Consider the following 19,514-nt stretch of genomic DNA (forward strand, 5'->3'; position numbering starts at 1 on the left):
TGAACAAAAAACTGAACAGCGCAAGCCATTCAGTCGTTTTTTCTTAATAAATATAAAAAATAAGGTGCACCGATACATGCGACAACGATGCCTGCAGGCACAGTGGCAGTTGAAATAGCCACACGTCCTATTGTATCTGCTAGCATTAATAAACAAGCACCTATAAATAATGTTATGGGTAAAAAGAATTGATAGCGGGGGCCAACAAGCTGCTTGGCAATATGTGGTGCCATTAAGCCGATAAACGCAATGCCCCCTGTTACCGATACGGCAGCTGCTGCAAGGGCAACTGCCACCATTAATAATTGTAGTCGCTCTTTAGCAATATTTACACCCAACCCAATTGCTGTTTGCTCTGTCATTGCTAGTACATTTAAAACATTTGCTTTATAAAAAATGAATGGTATACATATGACTAGCCATGGTAGTAATGCCCATACAAATGGCCAATCCGTTCCCCATACACTTCCAGCAAGCCATTGTGCGATAAACTGTACATCTGAGCGCTCAGCCGAGGAAATTAACAACATCATTACACCTGATAATGCAGATGCCACACCTACCCCGATTAAAATTAGCTTTACAGGTTGAACACCTTGACTACGCTTATATGAAAAAAAGTAAATACTAAGGGCCGTTAAGATCGCACTGAAAAATCCTACTACTGGCAATATGTACGCAAAATTTGGTAAATCACCATGGACAAATAAATAAAAAATAGTGATTCCCACCCCTGCACCAGCATTGATACCAATAATACCAGGGTCTGCTAAATCATTACGTGTGACCCCCTGTAAAACAGCTCCTGCTAATGCTAAAGCCATGCCTGCTAGTGCGAGTATAAATATCCTTGGCAGGCGAACTGAAAACAACACAAAGGATTCTTTAAAAGTACCATCACCAAACAATATAGGAAGAATACGATTAATAGACACCGAAGCTGCGCCAAGTGAAATGCCCATTACAAAAATAAATAATGTTAGCACTAGCCAAATAAGTAGCCAAATTCGTTGTTTTTTTTGTGCAGCTTTAAGCAAACTGACGACCTCCCTTACGTACAAGTAGTAAGAAGAATGGAAGGCCAATAATTGAAATAACGGCTACTACAGGCGTTTCATACGGTGCATTCACCATGCGGGCTACAAAATCTGCAGCAACCATTAACCAACCACCTACAAGAGCACACATCGGTAAAACAAAACGATAATCTGTACCAACTAAAGCACGGACAATATGTGGCACCATTAAGCCAATAAACGCTAGATTCCCTACAAGCGCTACAGCGGCCCCCGCAAGAATAACCACTACGAACATCATAATCCCTTTAATCACTGCTGTTTTCTGACCTAAGCCGACAGCTACCTCTTCATTTAAACTTAAAATCGTTAGCTGTCTGCTAAATATAAACGCAATCCCTAAACCTATTACAATTACAGGTACAATGATTAAAGCTTGCCACGTAGTGCCGATTAAACCACCACTTGTCCACATCGATACATCTTTTGCAATTTTAAATAATATCCCCGTTCCATCAGCAACTGCTTGTAAAAGAGCCGAAACTGCAGCACCAGCTAAAACTAGCTTTAGTGGAGAAAAGCCACCCTTTGTAGATGCACCAATACTATATACAATAATCATCCCTATACCCGCACCAATAAAGCATGCGAAAATTAGTACATAATACGAGGAATTTGGAATAACCGCCATCGTTAAGGCTAAAGCAGCATTTGCTCCTGCTGTAAGACCAAGAAGCCCTGGATCTGCTAAAGCATTTCTTGTGACGCCCTGCATAATAGCTCCAGCAACTGCGAGTGCACTACCAACAAAAATAGCAGCAATAATACGCGGAAATCGAATCTCACGTAAAATAGCGTAATGCTTGCCCCCATCTTGTCCAACAATCGCTTGATAAACATCTTGAATACTCGTATTCGCAGCGCCAATACATAGCGAGATGGTTACTGTCACTGCTAAAACGAGCAGTGATAGTAACAGCTGAAGCCAAAACGGAAAATGTCGAAACTTTGTCATTTGCCTTCGCTACTCTCTATTGAAATTATTGTAAAAACTTCTCTTTAAAGAATTCTAGTTGATATTCTAAAGTAATAGGATCATTAAAGTAAAATGCGTTACCATTCACTTCAAATAAATGACCGTTTTTTACTGCTTCTAAATCTTTATACCATCCAGCATTTTCAATAGAAGTATTATCGCCATTAAACGTACTAAAGATTACATAGTCGCCAGCGTATTCATTTAAAACTTCAGTAGAAATAGCAAAATAACCTGGTTTTAAAGCATCTTCTTTCACTTTTTCAGCCATATTCAAGCCCATTTCTTGATATAAAATTTCTGTGCCACGTCCCCAATTATCGCCATACACATACATTTGTTTATTAAACATTTCCGCAACCGTAACTGTTGCATCTTCACCGATTTTCGCTTTGATTTTTGTACCTAAATCAGCAGCGCGTTCTTTAAAATCTGCTACCCATTTTGTTGCTTCTTCTTCTTTGTTTACGACTTTACCAATTTCAATAAATTGCTGTAAATAATCGACTTTACCATAAGTGAATAGTACAGTAGGTGCAATTTCTGCTAGTTTATCGGCATTTTCAATCCCATTTAAACCAATGATTAAATCTGGATCAAGCTCAATAATTTTTTCAATATCCGTATTTTCAACGACTACTGCATCTTTAATTGCATCTTTAAAGTTCGGATTATCTGCCGCCCACGAATCAATCCCTACAACATTTACACCAAGTTGCAATAAATGCCCAACAAATGATGATAATACGACTACACGTTTAGGATTCGCTGGTACTTCAATAGGACCTGTTTCGGATTGATAAGTAATTGTTTCCGCTGATGATGACTCATTTGCGCCTTCATCTTCTTTCTTTGCATTGTCTTCTTTGTTGCCGCACGCTGCAAGTACAAGCACGACAATCATAAACATTGGTAAAAGCCACTTTTTCATTTATATATCCCCTTTAAGTTGTTTGTAATAAGTTATATGTAATGCACATCGGTTTGTCTGTTCGTGGATCTTTTCCAATAACTGCATCGATATGAAATACTTTTTGTAATACTTCAGGTACAATAACTTCTTCCGCAGTACCGAATTTCACGAGCTCTCCTTGTGAAAGCGCTACAATATAATCAGAAAAACGCGCTGCTTGATTTAAATCATGGAGCACCATGACAATTGTGCGACCTTCCTCTTCATTTAGCTTGCTTAACAATTCTAAAACTTCTAATTGATGTGCCATATCTAAATAAGTTGTTGGCTCGTCTAAAAAAATAATATCCGTTTCTTGTGCTAATGCCATTGCAATCCATACACGCTGGCGTTGTCCACCAGACAAAGCATCTACTGCCTGCTGACGAAAAGCATCTGTTTTTGTAACCTTTAGGGACCAATCAATGACATCTTTATCTTTTTGCGATAAATTGCCAAACCCCTTTTGATATGGAAATCGACCGTAGGACACAAGCTCCTCTACCGTTAAACCGTGAGCACTTTCAGGACTTTGTGGCAAAATAGCTAGCTCTTTCGCCAAATCTTTCGTATGCATTTTGGAAATATTTTGACCATCTAATATGACGCTACCACTGTCATGCTTTAAAATTCTCGTAATTGCTTTTAAAAGTGTAGATTTACCACAGCCATTAGATCCAATAATTGTCGTTATTTTCCCATCTGGAATTTGTAATGATAAGTCATGCACTATGGTTTTGTTCTCATAGCCAACACGGATCGATTCAATTTGTAAACGCAAAACATACCCTCTCTTTCTTTTTACTAATACACATGATATGATAACATCAAAAGCGACATTGATAATCATTATCACTAAAGATAGTCTAGTTTTCCAATAAGTATTTGTCAAATACTTTTTAATATTTTTCAAGGATGTGACGATGCAAGTGCAAGATTTATATGATGTAACGATTATAGGTGGTGGGCCTGCGGGCTTATATAGTGCTTTTTACAGTGGGTTAAGAGGCCTAAAAACTAAATTAATAGAGAGCCAAGAACAGTTAGGTGGAAAGGTGTTACTTTATCCAGAAAAGTTAATTTGGGATATTGGTGGTCACCCTCCTATTTTAGGTGGGCAGTTTGTCAAACAATTAATTGCACAAGCCAAAACATTCGATCCAACTATCATAACGGCTACAAAGGTTGACTTTATTGAACGTCTTGGTGAAATGTTTGTTTTACATACAGCACAAGGGGAAAAACATTATTCAAAAACAATTCTATTAGCAGTCGGTGGGGGCATTATTAACCCTCAAAAACTGACACTAGAAGGTGCTGAAAAATACGAAATGTCTAATTTGCACTATACCGTCCAGTCATATAAACGTTTTGTCGATAAAGACATCATTATTTCTGGCGGCGGTAATGCTGCCATTGACTGGGCCGTGGAGCTTAGCCCTATCGCTAAAAACGTAACTGTTGTATATCGTAAGGACACGCTCTCCGCACATGAAGCGACAATACAAGAAGCGCTAGATGCTGGCGTTCAAATTGAATGTAACACGACAATTACAAAGCTAACTGCAAATACAGATAAAACAGCCATTGAATTTGTCACTTGCGAAAATTCTCAAACAAAGCAGAGCTACACACGTCAAGTGGATGAAGTCATTGTAAGTCATGGCTATAACCGTGAAGCATCTCTTACATTTGACGAGGCAATCTCACTTCCTAAAAAGGACGACTATTATTTTGAAGGAAAAGCAACAGGTGAAACAGCCCAACCAGGTATTTTCGCAGCAGGAGATATTTTATCATTCGAAGGGAAAATTCATCTTCTACTAGGCACATTCCAAGACGCTGCTAATGCTGTCAATTCTATTAAAACGTATTTAGAACCGACCGCTAATCGTCATGCAGTCGTATCTTCACATAATGAAATCTTTAAAGAAAAAAATCGCTCTATTATCGAAAACAGCTTGGTTAGATAATTCGGACCAAAAAGGTAAAGTGTTAGATTGACTGCCATCAATCTAACACTTTTTTGCTGCACACATTGATGAGCGATTTCTGTAGGTTTACTGGCGATTATCAGACTTCTATCGGCGATTTCTAGTGTTTTACCAGCGATGAAGAGTCTTCTGAAAACATGGTGAAATTTAAAGTATATCCTAGCCTTTTACTTTCTGAGCAAAGTTACGCTATTCTAATCATTCATTCCCTTACCATCAAGAATTTGTTGCGTATATTTTTCAATCCTAGACAGACGTGTTTTGGCTTGCTTCGCCTGTGAAAAATAATAAATATACGCTCTTTGTCGTCCAGGCGTTAATGCTTCAAAAGCTATTTTTAAAGCAGGTAGTTCATTGAATTTCGTTTGCAGTTCTTCTGGAATTTCAAAATCTTCCTTCTTTTTAAATGCCACAGCTAAGCCTGCCTTTTCAACTTCTATTGCTTGTTCAATATAGGCTTTTAAGTCGCTTTCCATTTCAATGATTTCATGCACATTTGTAAAGCGAATTTGGCGTGCCGCTTGTACATTTTCCGTTTGTTGAATAAGAATCCCTTTTGGATCCTTTAACAACGCACCTTTATGGAATAACAATGCACAATATTCTTTAAAACCATGTATTAAGAAAACGTTCTTGTTGTCCAATGTATAACAAGGGTGCATCCATTTAAATTCTTCTGTCAATCCACTATCAAGTGCAATAGTTCTTAATACTTCATATTCTGCTTTCCATGTCTTCGCTTTACTTAAAAATTCATCCACTTTCGGATTTGGTTTAATTGTTGTCATCAACGAACACCCCTCTATATTTTTCAACCTACTACAATCAAAATTAATTTGTTCAATTATCAATTGATTAATAATAAGTCATTCATTAAGGTGCTGTCTATTGATTTAAATAAAAAAAAAGAGAATATACGTTGCTAAACTAAACGTATAATCTCTTTATAAGTGTAATACATTGTAATCTGCCCTTTACTGAATCCTTATCTACATATAACTATCTAAATAGACTTAATAATGATCCCATTTGCCTAAGCATATTAACTCCACTCGTAATAGTGTCCGCATGGCCCTTCATTGCGCTGAAATTTTCTGCTAAGTTTCCAAACCGAGAATTTCGAGGTTGTTGATTATTGAACGAATTAGGTTGTGGACGCATACTTTGAATCATAGGATTATAATTTTGTCTATATCTTCGTGGAACTGGCCTCCTTCTAGGATTCGGCGAATAATATGGCATCAATTCACCTCCTATACAAAAACGTTTATATATTATACGTCAGGATATTTTTTTCGTTTAGACTTTTGAAGTTGTTTATAAAAATTAATAGTATAAATAAGTGCTACTTAAACATATTGAAATAACTAAATTGCTACATTGTATTTTGCTTTTTATCATATAGTCCGTCCTATGTCCTTCTAGGAACCATACTATTTTTATTTTCATATTATACAAATAAGAACAATAAAGAAGGTGTTTGATATACAGAGGTCCAAATATTTAGACTTTTTATCCAAGTTTGGTGTTGGGGGTGCCCACCCTGGTGGTATGGCACTGACGAAGGAACTATTAAGAGCTGAAAACATAAGCAATACTTCTCAAATATTAGATGTAGGCTGTGGTACAGGCCAAACCGCTGCCTATTTAGCCTCCACATATAAAGCTTTTGTTACTGGCATAGATTTCAATTCAATCATGGTAGCTAAAGCTCAAAACAGAATGAAGAAACATCACCTACCAGTCAACATTATAGAAGCCTCAATCGAACAAATTCCTTTACGTGATAAGCAATTTGATTTGATTATTTCTGAATCTGTACTTTCCTTTGTCAACAAGTCTAAAGCGCTCGATGAAATTTATCGATTATTGAAATACGGCGGTCGGTTCATTGCAATAGAATTTACTATGAATCAAATGTTAGATAAAAAGAGTATGGATGAAATTGAACAATTTTACGGTTTCGACACATTATTATTAAAAAAAGATTGGGTTGCTCTTTTTAACGATGCTGGATTTCAAACAATTCGTATACGTAAAAATCAACAATCGCTTTCTTCCTCTCCTGAGTTTCAGCACTCACAAAATATCGAACGTGAACTTTATGATGTGATGAATCAACACATTGAAATGAATTTAAAATATGATGGCATATTAGATTATCGTATTTACAGTTGTACGAAATAGCTAAAAGCGTATGATTTGCCTTGTGCGAAAATCATACGCTTTTTTAAGTCTTTTTGAATTATTCGAGTTAGTGTAACCTTTATTTCATCATTGCGATAAAATGTTTTAAAATTCTAGCAGTTAAACCCCAAATGGTATATTGTTCATAATCATAAAACCATTCTTCCATAGCTCGCGTTCTCCAGTTGTACTGTGCTCCATTGAAAATTTTGTCAAAAGGGAAGTCTAAGGAAGGTACTGGTTCAATAGATACTAAATGCATATAAGGTTCATGTTGCAATAACCAATTAACTGGTACTGTAAATACTTCTTCGACTTCATCTTTGTTATAGGAATGAATGATTTCATTGAAATCTACAATGGCCACAAATGGATATGTAACAAATGAGGAAGATGAAATATAGGGACTTAATTGTCCTATAACTTGAACCGTTTTCGGATCAATGCCTAACTCTTCGTATGTTTCTCGTAACGCGGCTGCTAATGGTGATGCATCGGAGGCGTCAATTCGACCACCTGGAAAACTAATATCGCCAGGCTGTTTTCTCATTGTCAATGAACGCACTTCAAAAAGAATATGCCATTCACCATTCACTTGAACTAATGGGATTAATACCGCTGAACGAAACGCTGTGTCCTCTCCTATAAATAATGGCTGATTTTGCTGTAAATGATGCTTCAATTTATCTAGAAACATGAGATTGTGCTCACCTCAATAGTTTATATTCTACTTTATCGTAACATGAATAGATAGTTGGATAAAGGCTATCATATTCAAACTTTTATTTAAGATAGTTACAATAAAAATGCAGAGGGGCATGCAATCCCCCATCTGCGTTTAAGGCTGTAATAAAATTTTCCCAATACTTTTACGACTTTCCAGTAAAACATGTGCCTGTGCACCGTCTTGAAGGGCAAAAATGGTCGGCTTAGCAATTTTTATATGGCCCTCTGTAATCCATTCAAATAGTTGTTGTGACCGTATTTTTCTTTCCTCAAAGGAAGTTAAAACATTCCAAAGGTCTCCCCCAGTTAATGTTTTCGATGTATCCATTAGCAGACGAGGATCTACCGCCACAGGATCTCCTCCCGACATACCAAAAAATACGACGGTTCCGCCGATTTTAGTTGCCTCTAAACTATCTAGCAGTGTAGAGCCTACCGATTCGTATACAACATGAGCTCCTAGACCATTAGTAATTTCCTTCACTTTTTGTACCCACGGTTCTTCATATAAAAAGACCTGGTCTGCACCGATGGCATATGCTACTTTTGCTTTTTCTTTTGAAGATGTAAGACCGATTACTTTAGCACCTTTTAACTTAGCCATTTGTATTAAGTTTTGACCAACGCCACCTGCCGCTGCATGAATTAGGACTGTATCTCCTTGTTGAATGGCATAGCTATCTGTCACTAAATATTGCGCAGTTAAGCCTTGTAATAAAACCGCAGCCGCCGTTTCAAAAGAAATTTCATTTGGTAATAAAATTACTTTATCTAGTGGTACTGCCACGAACTCTGCATTCGCAAATGGAACATCTGCAAATGCTATACGATCACCTACTTGGATATTGTGAATATTTGCGCCTACCTTTTCAACAACACCCGCACCTTCATATCCTAAAATAAATGGAGGCTGACCTGCTAAATGGTAATTGCCTTTACGTCGATAAATATCAGCAAAATTTAATCCAATCGCTTTCGTTCGTACGAGAACTTCGTTAGTTGTAATGATTGGATCCGCTATTTCCTTATATTGTAATACTTCTGGACCGCCAAATGTTTCAAAAACTAATGCTTTCATTATTTAACCCCTTATTCAATGTATGTAGCACCATATTACGCTAAAGAAAAAGGTCAATACAACTCTTTATGCTTGACATAAACCATAAAAAAGCCAGTAGCGAATTGATTCACTACTGACTTCTTCACTTTTTACTTCGCTGTTAAAGTAACATTATCGGCAGTTGCCCAATTGTTAATTGGTAGTACTTTATAAGTACCGCCTGCCTTCAATGTTTCCTCCTTTACATCAAATATCCCAACAGCTCCTTTACGAGATGAATATCGATATTGAGCTTGTAATGTCGAGCCATCTTCAGCCTGTAATTCTATACTGCGACCTGCAAATAATTCCATGCCTGGATCTTTATCAAGTGTCACTTGGAATGATGTGGCATCTATCGATTCTAGCGACTGAATTGTTAAAGGTGCTATTTCAGTCGCCGTGAACCTAGGATTTTTAAGTACTGCCCAGTCAGCTGTTACCGTATATTCCATTCCCGACTTTAATGCTTTTCCTTCTGGTAAGCGGAATTTTGGTGCTTGTCTTCCATCTGCCGCTTGTGTAAACAGTACATAATTTGCCTGTATTTTCTCCCCATTCCCTGCTGTCAGTGTAACGACACGATCACGCAATGAGGAAATAACCTGATATTGCTTGCCTTTTTCGTCCTGATTTTCCTCATTCACTTGGAATGAAAGATCACCTCTAGCCTCTTTATATGCCTCTATAATATTTGAATAATCTGTTACACCTTCATCTTTAAATGATTCAATTTCAAACGTATCACTTGTAACTTGTTTCGCTTGGCTAATATTTATTAATTCATCGCTGGCATCAAAGGCAGTCGTTTCTCCACTTTTGTATCTTAGTGTGTAGTTAGTTCCTGCCTTCTGAATAGTGACTGGCACTATATACGTACTTTTAGCCCCTATTTTTAATCGAGGCACATTGACGATACTTAAATCATGATTGAATGAGAAGTCTTTTTTTATTGTCTCTAAATTTTCTACTTTTACATCTTCTTCTGATAATGGTTCAGCAAAAGTTACTTGTAATGTCATAATGTTTAATGGCTTTATATCTGTAATTTGTTCCGTTTGTTTCACATCTTTTTTCGCCTCTTGTTGTGTTTGCCCTTCCTTTTGTTCTGTTTGTTTATTGAAAAAATTACACCCTGATATCGTGAATGTTACTGTTAACAAAATAGGCGCGATTATGCTTAGTCTTTTAGTCATTGTCATAACTCCCCTTCAAGTAATTTTTCTCGCACTTAGACCTTTTCGAAATGTACAATCGTTTACCTTCTTCAATTTCCATTCTTGCCCACCCTACACGATTGTTATACGTAAAGATGTTTCTTGTTACTTTCCAACGATTTCATTTAATTTGAATGGATAAAATGGTTAAAAACAAAAAAATAGTATGCTTGGTCTTAATCCAAGCATACTATCGATCATGTGAATTTTAGTTCAAATCACTTACTGTGGGCTTATTTTTCCTTTTAATTTTCATCGCTAGCTCAAGCAATGCGACGACAATTAAAGATATGCCAAATAGCGGCATAATGATACCTAAAATAATTATAACAATGATTAAAGGAATTGATATTTTTTGAGATAATTGAGGTGGTGCTGATAGTAAGCCTTTTTTCTTGCGCAGCAACCATGTTCGGAATCCCCAGAAAATCACACCTAAAAATGCTATACAAACAACTAAGTTTAATAACTTATTTGGCCAACCAAATAAGTGTCCTTCATGCAACGGAATACCCCAAGTAAACCATTTAGCTAAAATACCATAATCATCATAGCTAACCTTAGAAATAAATTCGCCACTGTATTGGTCAAAGTAGCTAGTCATTTCCTCATAAGGACTAACATCAAGTCCTGTTACACCTGTGTTACTTGATTTTGCTACTGTAAATACACCATCATCACTTGTCGGATAAATAATGGAATATGGCTTTGTAACCCCATTTGCCTCTATTTGTTGTTGTAAACTAGCGACATTCATTTGATTTGGATTTCGACTTACATTTACTGCTCCCATCCCATGATGCGCATGTTTAGAAGAAGATGGCGCCTCTTCTTTACGTGTTGCCCACGGAATTTCACTCATATCTGAAGTAGGCGGTTGTTGTTGTAATAATGGCGTTCCAATTGACGGGTTTGCTTGTGAAGCTGAATAAATAAAATTCCCCATAAATGCCGACCAAGGTAAGCCTGTAAAAATAAGAACAATCATCGGAATTGTTATAATCGTTCCAATCAGTGCATGCCATCTTCTATTGTTTTGTCGTTTATTCGCCTGTTTCGCTTTCTTTAACACTTTTCCTTTAAAAGTCATATACAGACCAGATAGTAGTAAAAAGATTGCCCAACAGGCAGCCAATTCTACTAAGTAATTGACTACAGTTCCACCTAAAAATAAAGAGCTGTGCAAGCTTCTTAACACATTCGAAAATGTATATGTCGGATCTTGATAACCAATGATTTGATTATTTTCATCTAAAAATAAATATCTTTGATCACCCTTGGCATTTGTCATCGTTAAACGTGTATTGTAAGGTTCTTCTAATTCAATAATTTTAGTCGTCGTATAGCTTGAAAATGCCGCTTCTGCCTGTTGAACACCTTCATCAATTGTTAATGCTTCTGTTTTTTTACTACTACCAAAAAAATAATCGTCATATAATTGATTTTCTACATCGGTATAAAACAAATAGCCAATGCCACTAAGTGTGAGTGTGATTAGAAGTGGTGTAATAAATAATGCAGCATAAAAATGCATTCGCCAAAAACCTGAATAAGTTGCATTTTTCATCTCTTGTTCCCCAATCTATTATAATAAAAGCAAATTTATTATATAAAATAAAAGTGAAATAAGAATGAAGTCCTAGAGAAAAAGGAAAAAAAGTCTAAGCATGGTTACTTTAAATATTAAAAGGCTACTTAACATCCTGTAAATCAGGTTGTGTTAAGTAGCCATCCGTATTTTATCCGATTAATTCTTTTCTTACATTGCAATAAGCTGCATAAATGTCTGAATGGTGCGCTTCATCTTGCCCAAAAAAATACTCAACAAGCTCTACTAATGTTTTTCTAGCTCCATCAAACTGTTTTTGCATAATTTCATATTTAAAAAGATTTTCATAATGCTCGATCACTTGTGGATTCATGTGATACACTCCTTCATTTTTAGCATAAAAAAACATCTTTCCTTCTTGAGAAAGATGCCTACTATGACAAATACACGACATAATACGTCGATTGCCATGACAGAAAAAGCTTGCTATTACACATAGAAGCTACCCTTTTGACGATCGTCGTACTATGAGCATGCAGAAGAAATTCTCTAGTCACACTCAACACCCCCTATCCTCGTAGGTTTTTTGGTTGTACTAGATAAAGGCAGGTCTCCTGGCTTATGTTCATCACACGTTTCCCCTTCCCATTACATTCACGTAACAGTGGGTTTGTTGAAATGTGCTCCCATTTACAGTTGCGGGACAGCGTCGGTTTTTCACCGATCTTCCCTTTTAAACAAATCGAAATGAAGATTTGTACCTCTATCTTATTATTCCGTTTTTATTATTATACCATAAAAATTTGTACACATTGACACGTTCCTAATAGATTACTAATATTTAATGTAACGGTTTTTATTTTCCAATAAATCCATTTTAATAAAAATATTCACATTTCTTTTTTCACATAAAAAAGAGTGTGATGCCGCCTATCTTTACATACTCATTGCTTCATTTAATTGTATCTAATTCGCTTAGATACCTTGAATATCATGTACATACTTTTCACGTTTTTTAATGATGTGATAACGAAAGCTTTACATTGACCGAATCGAATTGTAACAAAGTCTATGTTTTTTGCAACAAAACGAAAAATTATCGTAAGTGCTAAGAAGTGTTGCTACGATAAAAACAGGAAGGAGAACACATGAAATTCAACTACATATGGAAAAACAAACAATCCATTTCTGAAATTGACATCATAAGTCATCCATCGAATAAGGAATTGCTTTTGACATTTGAACAGCATTTTTCACAACCTATTACATTAAGCGCAACAGATTTCAAAACAAATCGCAACGTTATGATTGAACTCAATGATATTGAAGCAATTGAAGCATCTGGTCATTTTACGAAAGTCTTTTTAATAGATGGTACAGAGTTATTACTAAACAAGATTTTAAAAGAATTAACTTACTTGGAATCATTTGGATTGGTTAGAATCAACAATTCGATGATATTGAATTTAAATCAAATACGCTCTTTTGCTTCAGGAAGTCATGCAAGATTGGAAGTGATGACAAAACAACAAAATAAGTATATTGTCAGCAGACATTATGCAAAATCGATTAAGGAGAAATTAATATGATACAAGATTTAAAAAACAGCTTTTTGTCTACTGCATTTTTGGGGTTAATTTTGATTGTCTTTTTAATGACTATATTTAATTTGCACGAAGAAGTGATCCACTTTCATTATCTATGGAATTTAATCGGGATTAGCGTGCTAATGGGGATTGTTTTTGGTATCGCATATCCTTACTTGTGGAATTACTCTACATTAAAAGTAACCTCAAAAATAACGATTAGCACTTTATTAAACTTTTTTTGTAGTGTAGGAAGTGTATATCTTTTTTCTTTAGACGTATTTGGATTCATCAAACCCTATTTGTTGCTATTTTTTGCAATAACGTTAGTTGGTCATATTATTGGATTTTATTTTTTCTCAAAATATGAAAACAAAAAAATAGCGGCTAGTTTGAATAGCTCGCTATAACATTAAGGAGACGGAAAATGAACCATGACACTAGTTTACAAGTACTATTAAACGATATAGCTCAAAAACAAAAGAAGGGGCTCCCTTTTATAATGGCCTCCATATTTATATGGGGAATCATTACAACAATTACATTACTACCTTTCGATTTAATGATCAAAAACATTGGTATCTTATCTTGTGGGGCCTTGCTATTTCCTGTTTCAATTGTTTGTGCCAAAATAGTAAAAGTTGATTTATTTTATAAAGAAAACCCTTTGATTAATGGTCTATTAATTGCAACAAACAATCAAATTTTATATTTAATTATTTGTATCCTTCTATTACTGAAAGCACCGATGTTAGTATTACCTGTTTATGCAATTATTTACGGTGCCCATTTATTACCATATTCATTCTTTTATCAATCAAAAAATTATCGATATAGTTCAATTTTTATTTGTTTCGCTATTTTAATAAGTATACTTTTCTTCCATTTAAACATAATTTTTGTCCCACTAATCGTAGAAATCGGTGTGCTATTCTTATTTTTCATGTTGCAAAAAGAAATAAAAACTAGTCTAAAAAAATCAGACTAGTTTTTTATCTACCTAGTAATGCTAAAAGCATGGCACCGATCTCTACCAAATGCTTTCTTAGTTACTAATTATATTAATAATCTTCTGATGAGCATCTTTGGCTTCAGGGATTGGCATTACAACAAACACATGAATCATTTTAGGATAAACATAGGTAGTGATTGCAATTCCTTGTTCTGTTAATTTTTCGTCAAGTTTCATTGCATCTGGATATAAAGCTTCGTGTGTTCCAATAAAATGAGTAATCTTCCCAAGTCCTTTAAAGTCACCGTAAATCGGACTAAATAATGGGTCGGTTAAATTTTTATCAGCTGCCCATATTTTTGTAATTACTTGCATTCCCTCACGAGCTAAGAGGGGGTCCTTTTCATCATATTCAGGTATAAGAGGATTACTCAAACTCATATCAACACATGCAGACAATAAAATAATATCTTTCGGCTGAGGCAAATTCTCATTCTTTAAAAGTTGCGCCAAACCAAGTGCAATATTTCCGCCAGCCGAATCTCCCATGATAGTCAATTGGTGAGTACTTTCAATAGTTCCAATAATATCTTTATAAAGGCTGAGGATTTTCGGATAGGTATCCTTATAGTTATAATGAGGTACTTTAGGATAAATAGGAGCAATTATTTTTGCATCTAACGATTGTGCCATATTATCCATAAATAGCCAGTGTAAATCTAAAGGCTGACTCGTCCAAGCACCACCATGTAAATAGTAAATAACTTTTTGATTCGAGGACTTTTGATCATTTAATGTAAAGACTTGCATACCCTCGAATGACAGCTCCTGAACATCACTTGAAAATTTAACATCTTCTCCAATAACATAGGGTTTTGTATTTTCAGTACCCCTTTGCTGTAGGAAGCTTTCAGTGTTTTCGATAGTAGAAAAACTCTTTTTATTGCCTTGGGAAGTTATCCATTTTTCAAATTGAATACTTTCTACAGAACGTTCTCCATTATAAGTTTCTACGCTCATATTGTATTTCACTCCTTTAAACATTTTATTGTTCATTTACATATCACGACTTGTTTGATAATCCATCACTATTAGAAGGCTTGATTGAATAGAAGGCTTGAAGAGGTATTCAATTAAAAACACGTTGGTTGAAGTGTCATAATCCATTTAGTTTATGCAATTGTATCATACATTTTTACTAATTATTGGACTTTATTACAATTATAGAATGGAAAGTAAGATACTCAAAAATGAATATTATACTAAGGAATGTTAAGACATACATGAAAAAGCTACGAATGTTGTATCAACATTTCGTAGCTCTCATGTAAACATTATTTATATATGCTTATAGGTCATTTTTTAAAAGTCAGTCACAGTATACTTTCGTAATAATAGATACACTGCTCACTCAATTTCATTCATATGCCTTATCTGTTTGTTCTTGCTTCTTTTTCAAATACTCCGCACGTATTTTTTCAATTTGCTGCTTTTTATCAAATTTGGCAGGCTTGTTTTTTTCATGATACTTTGTCACAGCTACCTTACCTTTAGTATCCAATTGATATTTCCCCAATTTGTTCACCTACTTTTCTTATCCTTAAAGAGAATTAATTCACCAAATATACTATACCTTATTTTACTGAGGTAAACCTTATTATGTACTGATAATCTTGCATATATCGGTAAAAACATTAAAAACTTTCGATTTCAAAAACTTTTAACATCTTTACTTGCATCTACTTTACCTGTTCTATCACTAATAAAAAATGTCTTTTCGCTCCTGTAACCATCTTTGCATTCCTAGTCGTAGCAATTATTAAAAGACTATCCTTATGAATCTTAGAGTACCATCACCAACTTTAGATAAAAAAATCCCCTGAGCATTTTTGCCTTTCAGGGGATATATTTTAATAAAACGCTTATGGAAAAGGAACGTTTTTTCTTATACTATATAATTAAAAAGTTGATTGCTGTACTTGTTGACGTAACGTTTTGGCAGCAGTAACCATATGTGCTAGTGCTGCCACTGTTTCAGGTTCTTTTCTTGTTTTTAGACCACAATCTGGATTGACCCAAAATTGATTTTTGGATAATACTTGTAGACTATCCTGCATGATACTTAACATTTCTTGTTCACTCGGCACACGAGGGCTATGAATATCATAAACACCCAATCCTATCCCTTTTCCATATGGATTGATTTGCAGGGATGTAATAAGCTCTCCATGACTGCGTGACGTCTCGATAGATATAACGTCAGCATCCAGTGCACTAATTGGCTCGATAAAATCATTGAACTCACAGTAACACATATGTGTATGAATTTGTGTTTCATCCTTTACACTAGCCGTAGCGAGCTTAAATGCATTCACTGTCCAATCCAAATATGCGTCCCAATGCTCTTTACGTAAAGGCAAGCCTTCTCGCAATGCAGGTTCATCGACTTGAATAATAGAAATGCCAGCCGCCTCTAGTGCCTCAACCTCTTTCCTTAGTGCAAGCGCAATTTGATAGGTCACTTCTTTCCGTGCAATATCGTCACGTACAAATGACCAGTTTAAAATCGTAACTGGGCCTGTTAACATCCCTTTCACATAGCGATTTGTTAAACTTTGTGCATAGGCCGTTTCTTTCACTGTCATCGGCGCTTCCCATGCAACATCACCGTAAATAATCGGTGGTTTTACACAACGAGAGCCGTACGAAACGACCCAAGCTTTTTCTGTAAAAGCGAAGCCTGTTAGTTTTTCACCAAAGTATTCCACCATATCTGTACGCTCAAATTCACCATGCACAAGTACATCAATATCTAAATCTTCTTGTATGGCAACCCACCTTTTCGTTTCTTGTGCGACAAAGTCAGCATATGCTTCATCTGAGATCTGTTTTTTACGCCATGCATTACGCGTGCGCTTCACTTCTTCAGATTGAGGGAAACTTCCAATCGTAGTCGTAGGGAATAGTGGTAGTTGCAGTGACTGTTGTTGAATAAGCTGACGAGTATTAAAATCATTTTGACGTTCAAAATCCTCTGACGAGACCGTTTGCATTTCTTGTTGAACTGCCTGATTATTTCGTACTGGATGTTTTTTTAATGCATCAATTGCTTTCATGCTTTCAGAGATTGTGTGATTTGATGAGTGGTTTTTTTCTTTTAAATATTTAGCCACCTCTGATATTTCAGCCAATTTTTCATCAGCAAATGCAAGTGCATTTTTCAAGACAGGGTCTAGCTTTGTTTCAAGGGCGGTCGAAATCGGCACATGCTGTAAGCTACATGACGATTGAATCCATAGCTCTTGTACACTAGTCAACTGTTCGATTGCCTTAATCGTTGTACTTACCTCTGCTAAATTTGCTCGCCAAATATCTCGTCCGTTAACAATACCTATCCCCAATACTTTATCCTGTGGAAAACCAAATTGGCGTAGTGCCTCCATATTTTTCGTATAGCCATGAACAAAATCTAAGCCAAATCCTTGTACAGGGAGTTCAATTAGTGTGTTATAAGCTGATAACGATTCAAAATACGTTTGTAGCATAATATTGGCCTCTGGAACAGCGGCTGCTAATTGTGTATATATTTCTTGCACTAGTTTGACCTCAGCCTCTTCTAAAGTGGAGACTAATGCAGGTTCCTCTAATTGAACCCAGTCAGCACCAGCTGTAACGAGTTCTTGGATTACCTGCGCATAGAGTGGTAGTAATGCTAAAATAAAGGCAACTTGTGATACTTTATCGTAGCCTTTAGTTAGCTTGCAAAATGTATAAGGTCCGATTAGCGTTGGCTTTGCAGTAATGCCAAATGCATCTTTAACCTCAAGGAAATCTGTAAGTATTGTATTCTCTGTTAATTGTAGTGTTTGTCCTTCATATTCAGGTACAATGTAATGATAATTTGTGTTAAACCATTTCGTCATTTCACTAGCAACAGCTTCTTTATTTCCGCGCGCTACCGCGTAATACGTTTGTAAATCAACCTTTCCACCTTGCCAGCCAAAGCGCTTTGGCACTAAACCAAACATCGTCGCTGTATCAAGCATTCTGTCATAGCGTGTAAAATCCCCTACAGTGACAATATCTATTCCGCTCCGAAGCTGCCTATCAATACGTGCAAGACGGATTTTTTTAATTTTTTGTAAGAAATCTTCTTCTGTAAGTTCATTTCTCCAAAACGCCTCTAATGCCTTTTTCCATTCACGGTCTTCTCCTATATATGGATAGCCTACTACAGTTGTGGTATACGTCATGTTACATCTCTCCTCAAATTAAAATAAAAAAAACCATCTTCCTTTTCGGAAAATGGTAGTTATTGTAAATCTAATTAGCTATGACGAAGCGATACGATAATGTATTAATTGTCGTATATATTCGTTAGTCGCACAGTGCCAATTCGGTCACATCTCACCACCTATTTCCACGTAGGTTATTTGGTGTGTACTAGACATTGGCAGGTCTCCTGGCTTCTCATCAACACGCCTCACAGCCTTCCCAGTTCCCCAGTGGCATTTGTGATTTGCTCCGATTTACAGTTGCGGGACAGCGTCGGATTTACACCGACTTCCCTTTTAAGCCAAACTTTCATTTGGCACCAACTCTTACACAATATTCAATTATGCTCTTACTATAGCATACATTTTTCTGAAAAGTATAACTTTTATACAGTTATGCGCATATTTTCAGTAGATTGTTACAAGAGGAGTAATTTTAACTTGTACTAATTGATGCCAATATAATAAAAAATATACTAAAAAAGGTATTTTAAGTAATTTGTAGAATTATATAGTTATTACAAGAAATAGCGAGGAGGAATACTATGATTGTCGGTTTACATCATGTACAACTTACAATTCCTAAAGGCTCTGAGGAGCAAGGAAAAGCATTTTATTGCAATGTACTGGGGTTAAAAGAAATAGAGAAACCAGCATCTCTTAAAGGGCGTGGTGGTTTTTGGCTACAAGTAGGTAATCAAGAAGTACATGTCGGCACAGAAGATGGCTTTGATCGACTCACAACGAAAGCACATATTGCTTATCATGTAGAAGATGTTGCACATTGGAAAAAGATATTAACAGAACATCAAATAGAAATACTTGATTCTGTTCCAATTCCGCATTTCGAGCGCTTTGAATTTAGAGATCCTTTTGGTAATCGAGTAGAAATTATTCAGCCGATTTAAAATGAAAAAGCAGCCATC

General features: G+C 35.8%; 19 protein-coding genes and 2 riboswitches. Of the genes, 6 read left to right on the forward strand and 13 right to left on the reverse strand.

The window, feature by feature from the left end:
• Positions 1-29: 29 nt before the first annotated feature.
• From JNUCC52_RS03995 to JNUCC52_RS04010, 4 genes are read right to left on the reverse strand one after another with little or no spacing between them, the layout of a single operon-like run.
• Complete coding sequence (locus JNUCC52_RS03995; protein WP_172771226.1) at positions 30-1,037, reverse strand: FecCD family ABC transporter permease; 1,008 nt, start codon at positions 1,035-1,037, stop codon at positions 30-32.
• A complete protein-coding gene (locus JNUCC52_RS04000) occupies positions 1,030-2,031 on the reverse strand; it encodes a FecCD family ABC transporter permease (RefSeq protein ID WP_172771225.1) in 1,002 nt (333 codons plus the stop codon). The genes JNUCC52_RS03995 and JNUCC52_RS04000 overlap by 8 nt, the downstream gene beginning before the upstream one ends.
• A gap of 25 nt (positions 2,032-2,056) precedes the next feature.
• Positions 2,057-2,983 carry an iron-hydroxamate ABC transporter substrate-binding protein gene (locus JNUCC52_RS04005; RefSeq protein WP_172771224.1) on the reverse strand — a complete coding sequence of 309 codons (927 nt, stop codon included), beginning with the start codon at positions 2,981-2,983 and terminating at the stop codon, positions 2,057-2,059.
• Between the two features lie 13 nt (positions 2,984-2,996).
• On the reverse strand, positions 2,997-3,785 hold the full coding sequence (locus tag JNUCC52_RS04010; RefSeq protein ID WP_172771223.1) for an ABC transporter ATP-binding protein: 789 nt from the start codon (positions 3,783-3,785) through the stop codon (positions 2,997-2,999).
• Positions 3,786-3,933: 148 nt separating this feature from the next.
• Between JNUCC52_RS04010 and JNUCC52_RS04015 the strand changes: the two genes are divergently transcribed.
• Complete coding sequence (locus tag JNUCC52_RS04015) at positions 3,934-4,977, forward strand: NAD(P)/FAD-dependent oxidoreductase (protein ID WP_337982179.1); 1,044 nt, start codon at positions 3,934-3,936, stop codon at positions 4,975-4,977.
• Positions 4,978-5,192: 215 nt separating this feature from the next.
• Here JNUCC52_RS04015 and JNUCC52_RS04020 read toward each other — a convergent pair whose 3' ends face one another.
• Positions 5,193-5,786, reverse strand: a complete 594-nt coding sequence (locus JNUCC52_RS04020) for a YdeI/OmpD-associated family protein (protein WP_172771222.1) — start codon at positions 5,784-5,786, stop codon at positions 5,193-5,195.
• 763 nt (positions 5,787-6,549) lie between these two features.
• Here JNUCC52_RS04020 and JNUCC52_RS04025 point away from each other — a divergent pair.
• Positions 6,550-7,185 (forward strand): class I SAM-dependent methyltransferase, encoded by a 636-nt coding sequence (locus tag JNUCC52_RS04025; RefSeq protein ID WP_337981471.1) that lies wholly within the window; start codon positions 6,550-6,552, stop codon positions 7,183-7,185.
• 79 nt (positions 7,186-7,264) lie between these two features.
• On the opposite strand, the gene JNUCC52_RS04030 is transcribed toward JNUCC52_RS04025, so the two are convergent.
• From JNUCC52_RS04030 to JNUCC52_RS04050, 5 genes are all read right to left on the reverse strand, one after another.
• Positions 7,265-7,882 carry an NUDIX hydrolase gene (locus tag JNUCC52_RS04030; protein WP_337981472.1) on the reverse strand — a complete coding sequence of 206 codons (618 nt, stop codon included), beginning with the start codon at positions 7,880-7,882 and terminating at the stop codon, positions 7,265-7,267.
• Positions 7,883-8,023: 141 nt separating this feature from the next.
• Positions 8,024-8,989, reverse strand: coding sequence for a quinone oxidoreductase family protein (locus tag JNUCC52_RS04035; RefSeq protein WP_337981473.1), 966 nt, complete (start codon positions 8,987-8,989; stop codon positions 8,024-8,026).
• Between the two features lie 131 nt (positions 8,990-9,120).
• Complete coding sequence (locus tag JNUCC52_RS04040; protein WP_337981474.1) at positions 9,121-10,206, reverse strand: hypothetical protein; 1,086 nt, start codon at positions 10,204-10,206, stop codon at positions 9,121-9,123.
• 229 nt (positions 10,207-10,435) lie between these two features.
• A complete protein-coding gene (locus JNUCC52_RS04045; RefSeq protein ID WP_337981475.1) occupies positions 10,436-11,794 on the reverse strand; it encodes a PepSY-associated TM helix domain-containing protein in 1,359 nt (452 codons plus the stop codon).
• A 172-nt stretch (positions 11,795-11,966) separates the two neighbouring features.
• The gene (locus JNUCC52_RS04050; protein WP_172771217.1) at positions 11,967-12,149 is read right to left on the reverse strand and encodes a hypothetical protein; all 183 of its coding nucleotides are present in this window, start codon (positions 12,147-12,149) and stop codon (positions 11,967-11,969) included.
• Positions 12,150-12,363: 214 nt separating this feature from the next.
• Positions 12,364-12,556: riboswitch (cobalamin riboswitch) on the reverse strand.
• A 368-nt stretch (positions 12,557-12,924) separates the two neighbouring features.
• On the opposite strand from JNUCC52_RS04050, the gene JNUCC52_RS04055 reads away from it, so the two are divergent.
• Genes JNUCC52_RS04055 through JNUCC52_RS04065 form a run of 3 tightly spaced genes read left to right on the forward strand, consistent with a single transcriptional unit; the run spans position 12,925 to position 14,350 of the window.
• On the forward strand, positions 12,925-13,365 hold the full coding sequence (locus JNUCC52_RS04055; RefSeq protein ID WP_172771216.1) for a LytTR family DNA-binding domain-containing protein: 441 nt from the start codon (positions 12,925-12,927) through the stop codon (positions 13,363-13,365).
• A complete protein-coding gene (locus JNUCC52_RS04060) occupies positions 13,362-13,772 on the forward strand; it encodes a hypothetical protein (RefSeq protein ID WP_337981476.1) in 411 nt (136 codons plus the stop codon). Before JNUCC52_RS04055 ends, JNUCC52_RS04060 begins: the two co-directional genes overlap by 4 nt.
• A gap of 17 nt (positions 13,773-13,789) precedes the next feature.
• Positions 13,790-14,350, forward strand: a complete 561-nt coding sequence (locus JNUCC52_RS04065) for a DUF7010 family protein (RefSeq protein ID WP_172771214.1) — start codon at positions 13,790-13,792, stop codon at positions 14,348-14,350.
• Positions 14,351-14,407: 57 nt separating this feature from the next.
• On the opposite strand, the gene JNUCC52_RS04070 is transcribed toward JNUCC52_RS04065, so the two are convergent.
• The 3 genes from JNUCC52_RS04070 to metE all read right to left on the reverse strand — a co-directional run bounded on the left by JNUCC52_RS04070 (position 14,408) and on the right by metE (position 18,567).
• On the reverse strand, positions 14,408-15,334 hold the full coding sequence (locus JNUCC52_RS04070) for an alpha/beta hydrolase fold domain-containing protein (RefSeq protein ID WP_337981477.1): 927 nt from the start codon (positions 15,332-15,334) through the stop codon (positions 14,408-14,410).
• 397 nt (positions 15,335-15,731) lie between these two features.
• Positions 15,732-15,890, reverse strand: coding sequence for a hypothetical protein (locus JNUCC52_RS04075; protein WP_172771213.1), 159 nt, complete (start codon positions 15,888-15,890; stop codon positions 15,732-15,734).
• A gap of 382 nt (positions 15,891-16,272) precedes the next feature.
• The gene (metE, locus tag JNUCC52_RS04080) at positions 16,273-18,567 is read right to left on the reverse strand and encodes a 5-methyltetrahydropteroyltriglutamate--homocysteine S-methyltransferase (RefSeq protein ID WP_337981478.1); all 2,295 of its coding nucleotides are present in this window, start codon (positions 18,565-18,567) and stop codon (positions 16,273-16,275) included.
• Between the two features lie 182 nt (positions 18,568-18,749).
• A riboswitch (cobalamin riboswitch) is annotated at positions 18,750-18,928 on the reverse strand.
• A 205-nt stretch (positions 18,929-19,133) separates the two neighbouring features.
• Between metE and JNUCC52_RS04085 the strand changes: the two genes are divergently transcribed.
• Positions 19,134-19,496: a VOC family protein gene (locus JNUCC52_RS04085; RefSeq protein WP_172771211.1), complete on the forward strand. Its 363-nt coding sequence runs from the start codon at positions 19,134-19,136 to the stop codon at positions 19,494-19,496.
• Positions 19,497-19,514 lie beyond the last annotated feature (18 nt).

Source organism: Lysinibacillus sp. JNUCC-52 (genome assembly GCF_015999545.1).
Taxonomy (GTDB): domain Bacteria; phylum Bacillota; class Bacilli; order Bacillales_A; family Planococcaceae; genus Lysinibacillus.

Bases quoted from the DNA above. Each gene is read 5' to 3' on its own strand.
- JNUCC52_RS04000 (WP_172771225.1), bottom strand. From the start codon at position 2,031: ATGACAAAGTTTCGACATTTTCCGTTTTGGCTTCAGCTGTTACTATCA.
- JNUCC52_RS04005 (WP_172771224.1), bottom strand. From the start codon at position 2,983: ATGAAAAAGTGGCTTTTACCAATGTTTATGATTGTCGTGCTTGTACTT.
- JNUCC52_RS04020 (WP_172771222.1), bottom strand. From the start codon at position 5,786: ATGACAACAATTAAACCAAATCCGAAAGTGGATGAATTTTTAAGTAAA.
- JNUCC52_RS04025 (WP_337981471.1), top strand. From the start codon at position 6,550: ATGGCACTGACGAAGGAACTATTAAGAGCTGAAAACATAAGCAATACT.
- JNUCC52_RS04030 (WP_337981472.1), bottom strand. From the start codon at position 7,882: ATGTTTCTAGATAAATTGAAGCATCATTTACAGCAAAATCAGCCATTA.
- JNUCC52_RS04035 (WP_337981473.1), bottom strand. From the start codon at position 8,989: ATGAAAGCATTAGTTTTTGAAACATTTGGCGGTCCAGAAGTATTACAA.
- JNUCC52_RS04040 (WP_337981474.1), bottom strand. From the start codon at position 10,206: ATGACTAAAAGACTAAGCATAATCGCGCCTATTTTGTTAACAGTAACA.
- JNUCC52_RS04045 (WP_337981475.1), bottom strand. From the start codon at position 11,794: ATGAAAAATGCAACTTATTCAGGTTTTTGGCGAATGCATTTTTATGCT.
- JNUCC52_RS04050 (WP_172771217.1), bottom strand. From the start codon at position 12,149: ATGAATCCACAAGTGATCGAGCATTATGAAAATCTTTTTAAATATGAA.
- JNUCC52_RS04055 (WP_172771216.1), top strand. From the start codon at position 12,925: ATGAAATTCAACTACATATGGAAAAACAAACAATCCATTTCTGAAATT.
- JNUCC52_RS04060 (WP_337981476.1), top strand. From the start codon at position 13,362: ATGATACAAGATTTAAAAAACAGCTTTTTGTCTACTGCATTTTTGGGG.
- JNUCC52_RS04065 (WP_172771214.1), top strand. From the start codon at position 13,790: ATGAACCATGACACTAGTTTACAAGTACTATTAAACGATATAGCTCAA.
- JNUCC52_RS04070 (WP_337981477.1), bottom strand. From the start codon at position 15,334: ATGAGCGTAGAAACTTATAATGGAGAACGTTCTGTAGAAAGTATTCAA.
- metE (WP_337981478.1), bottom strand. From the start codon at position 18,567: ATGACGTATACCACAACTGTAGTAGGCTATCCATATATAGGAGAAGAC.
- JNUCC52_RS04085 (WP_172771211.1), top strand. From the start codon at position 19,134: ATGATTGTCGGTTTACATCATGTACAACTTACAATTCCTAAAGGCTCT.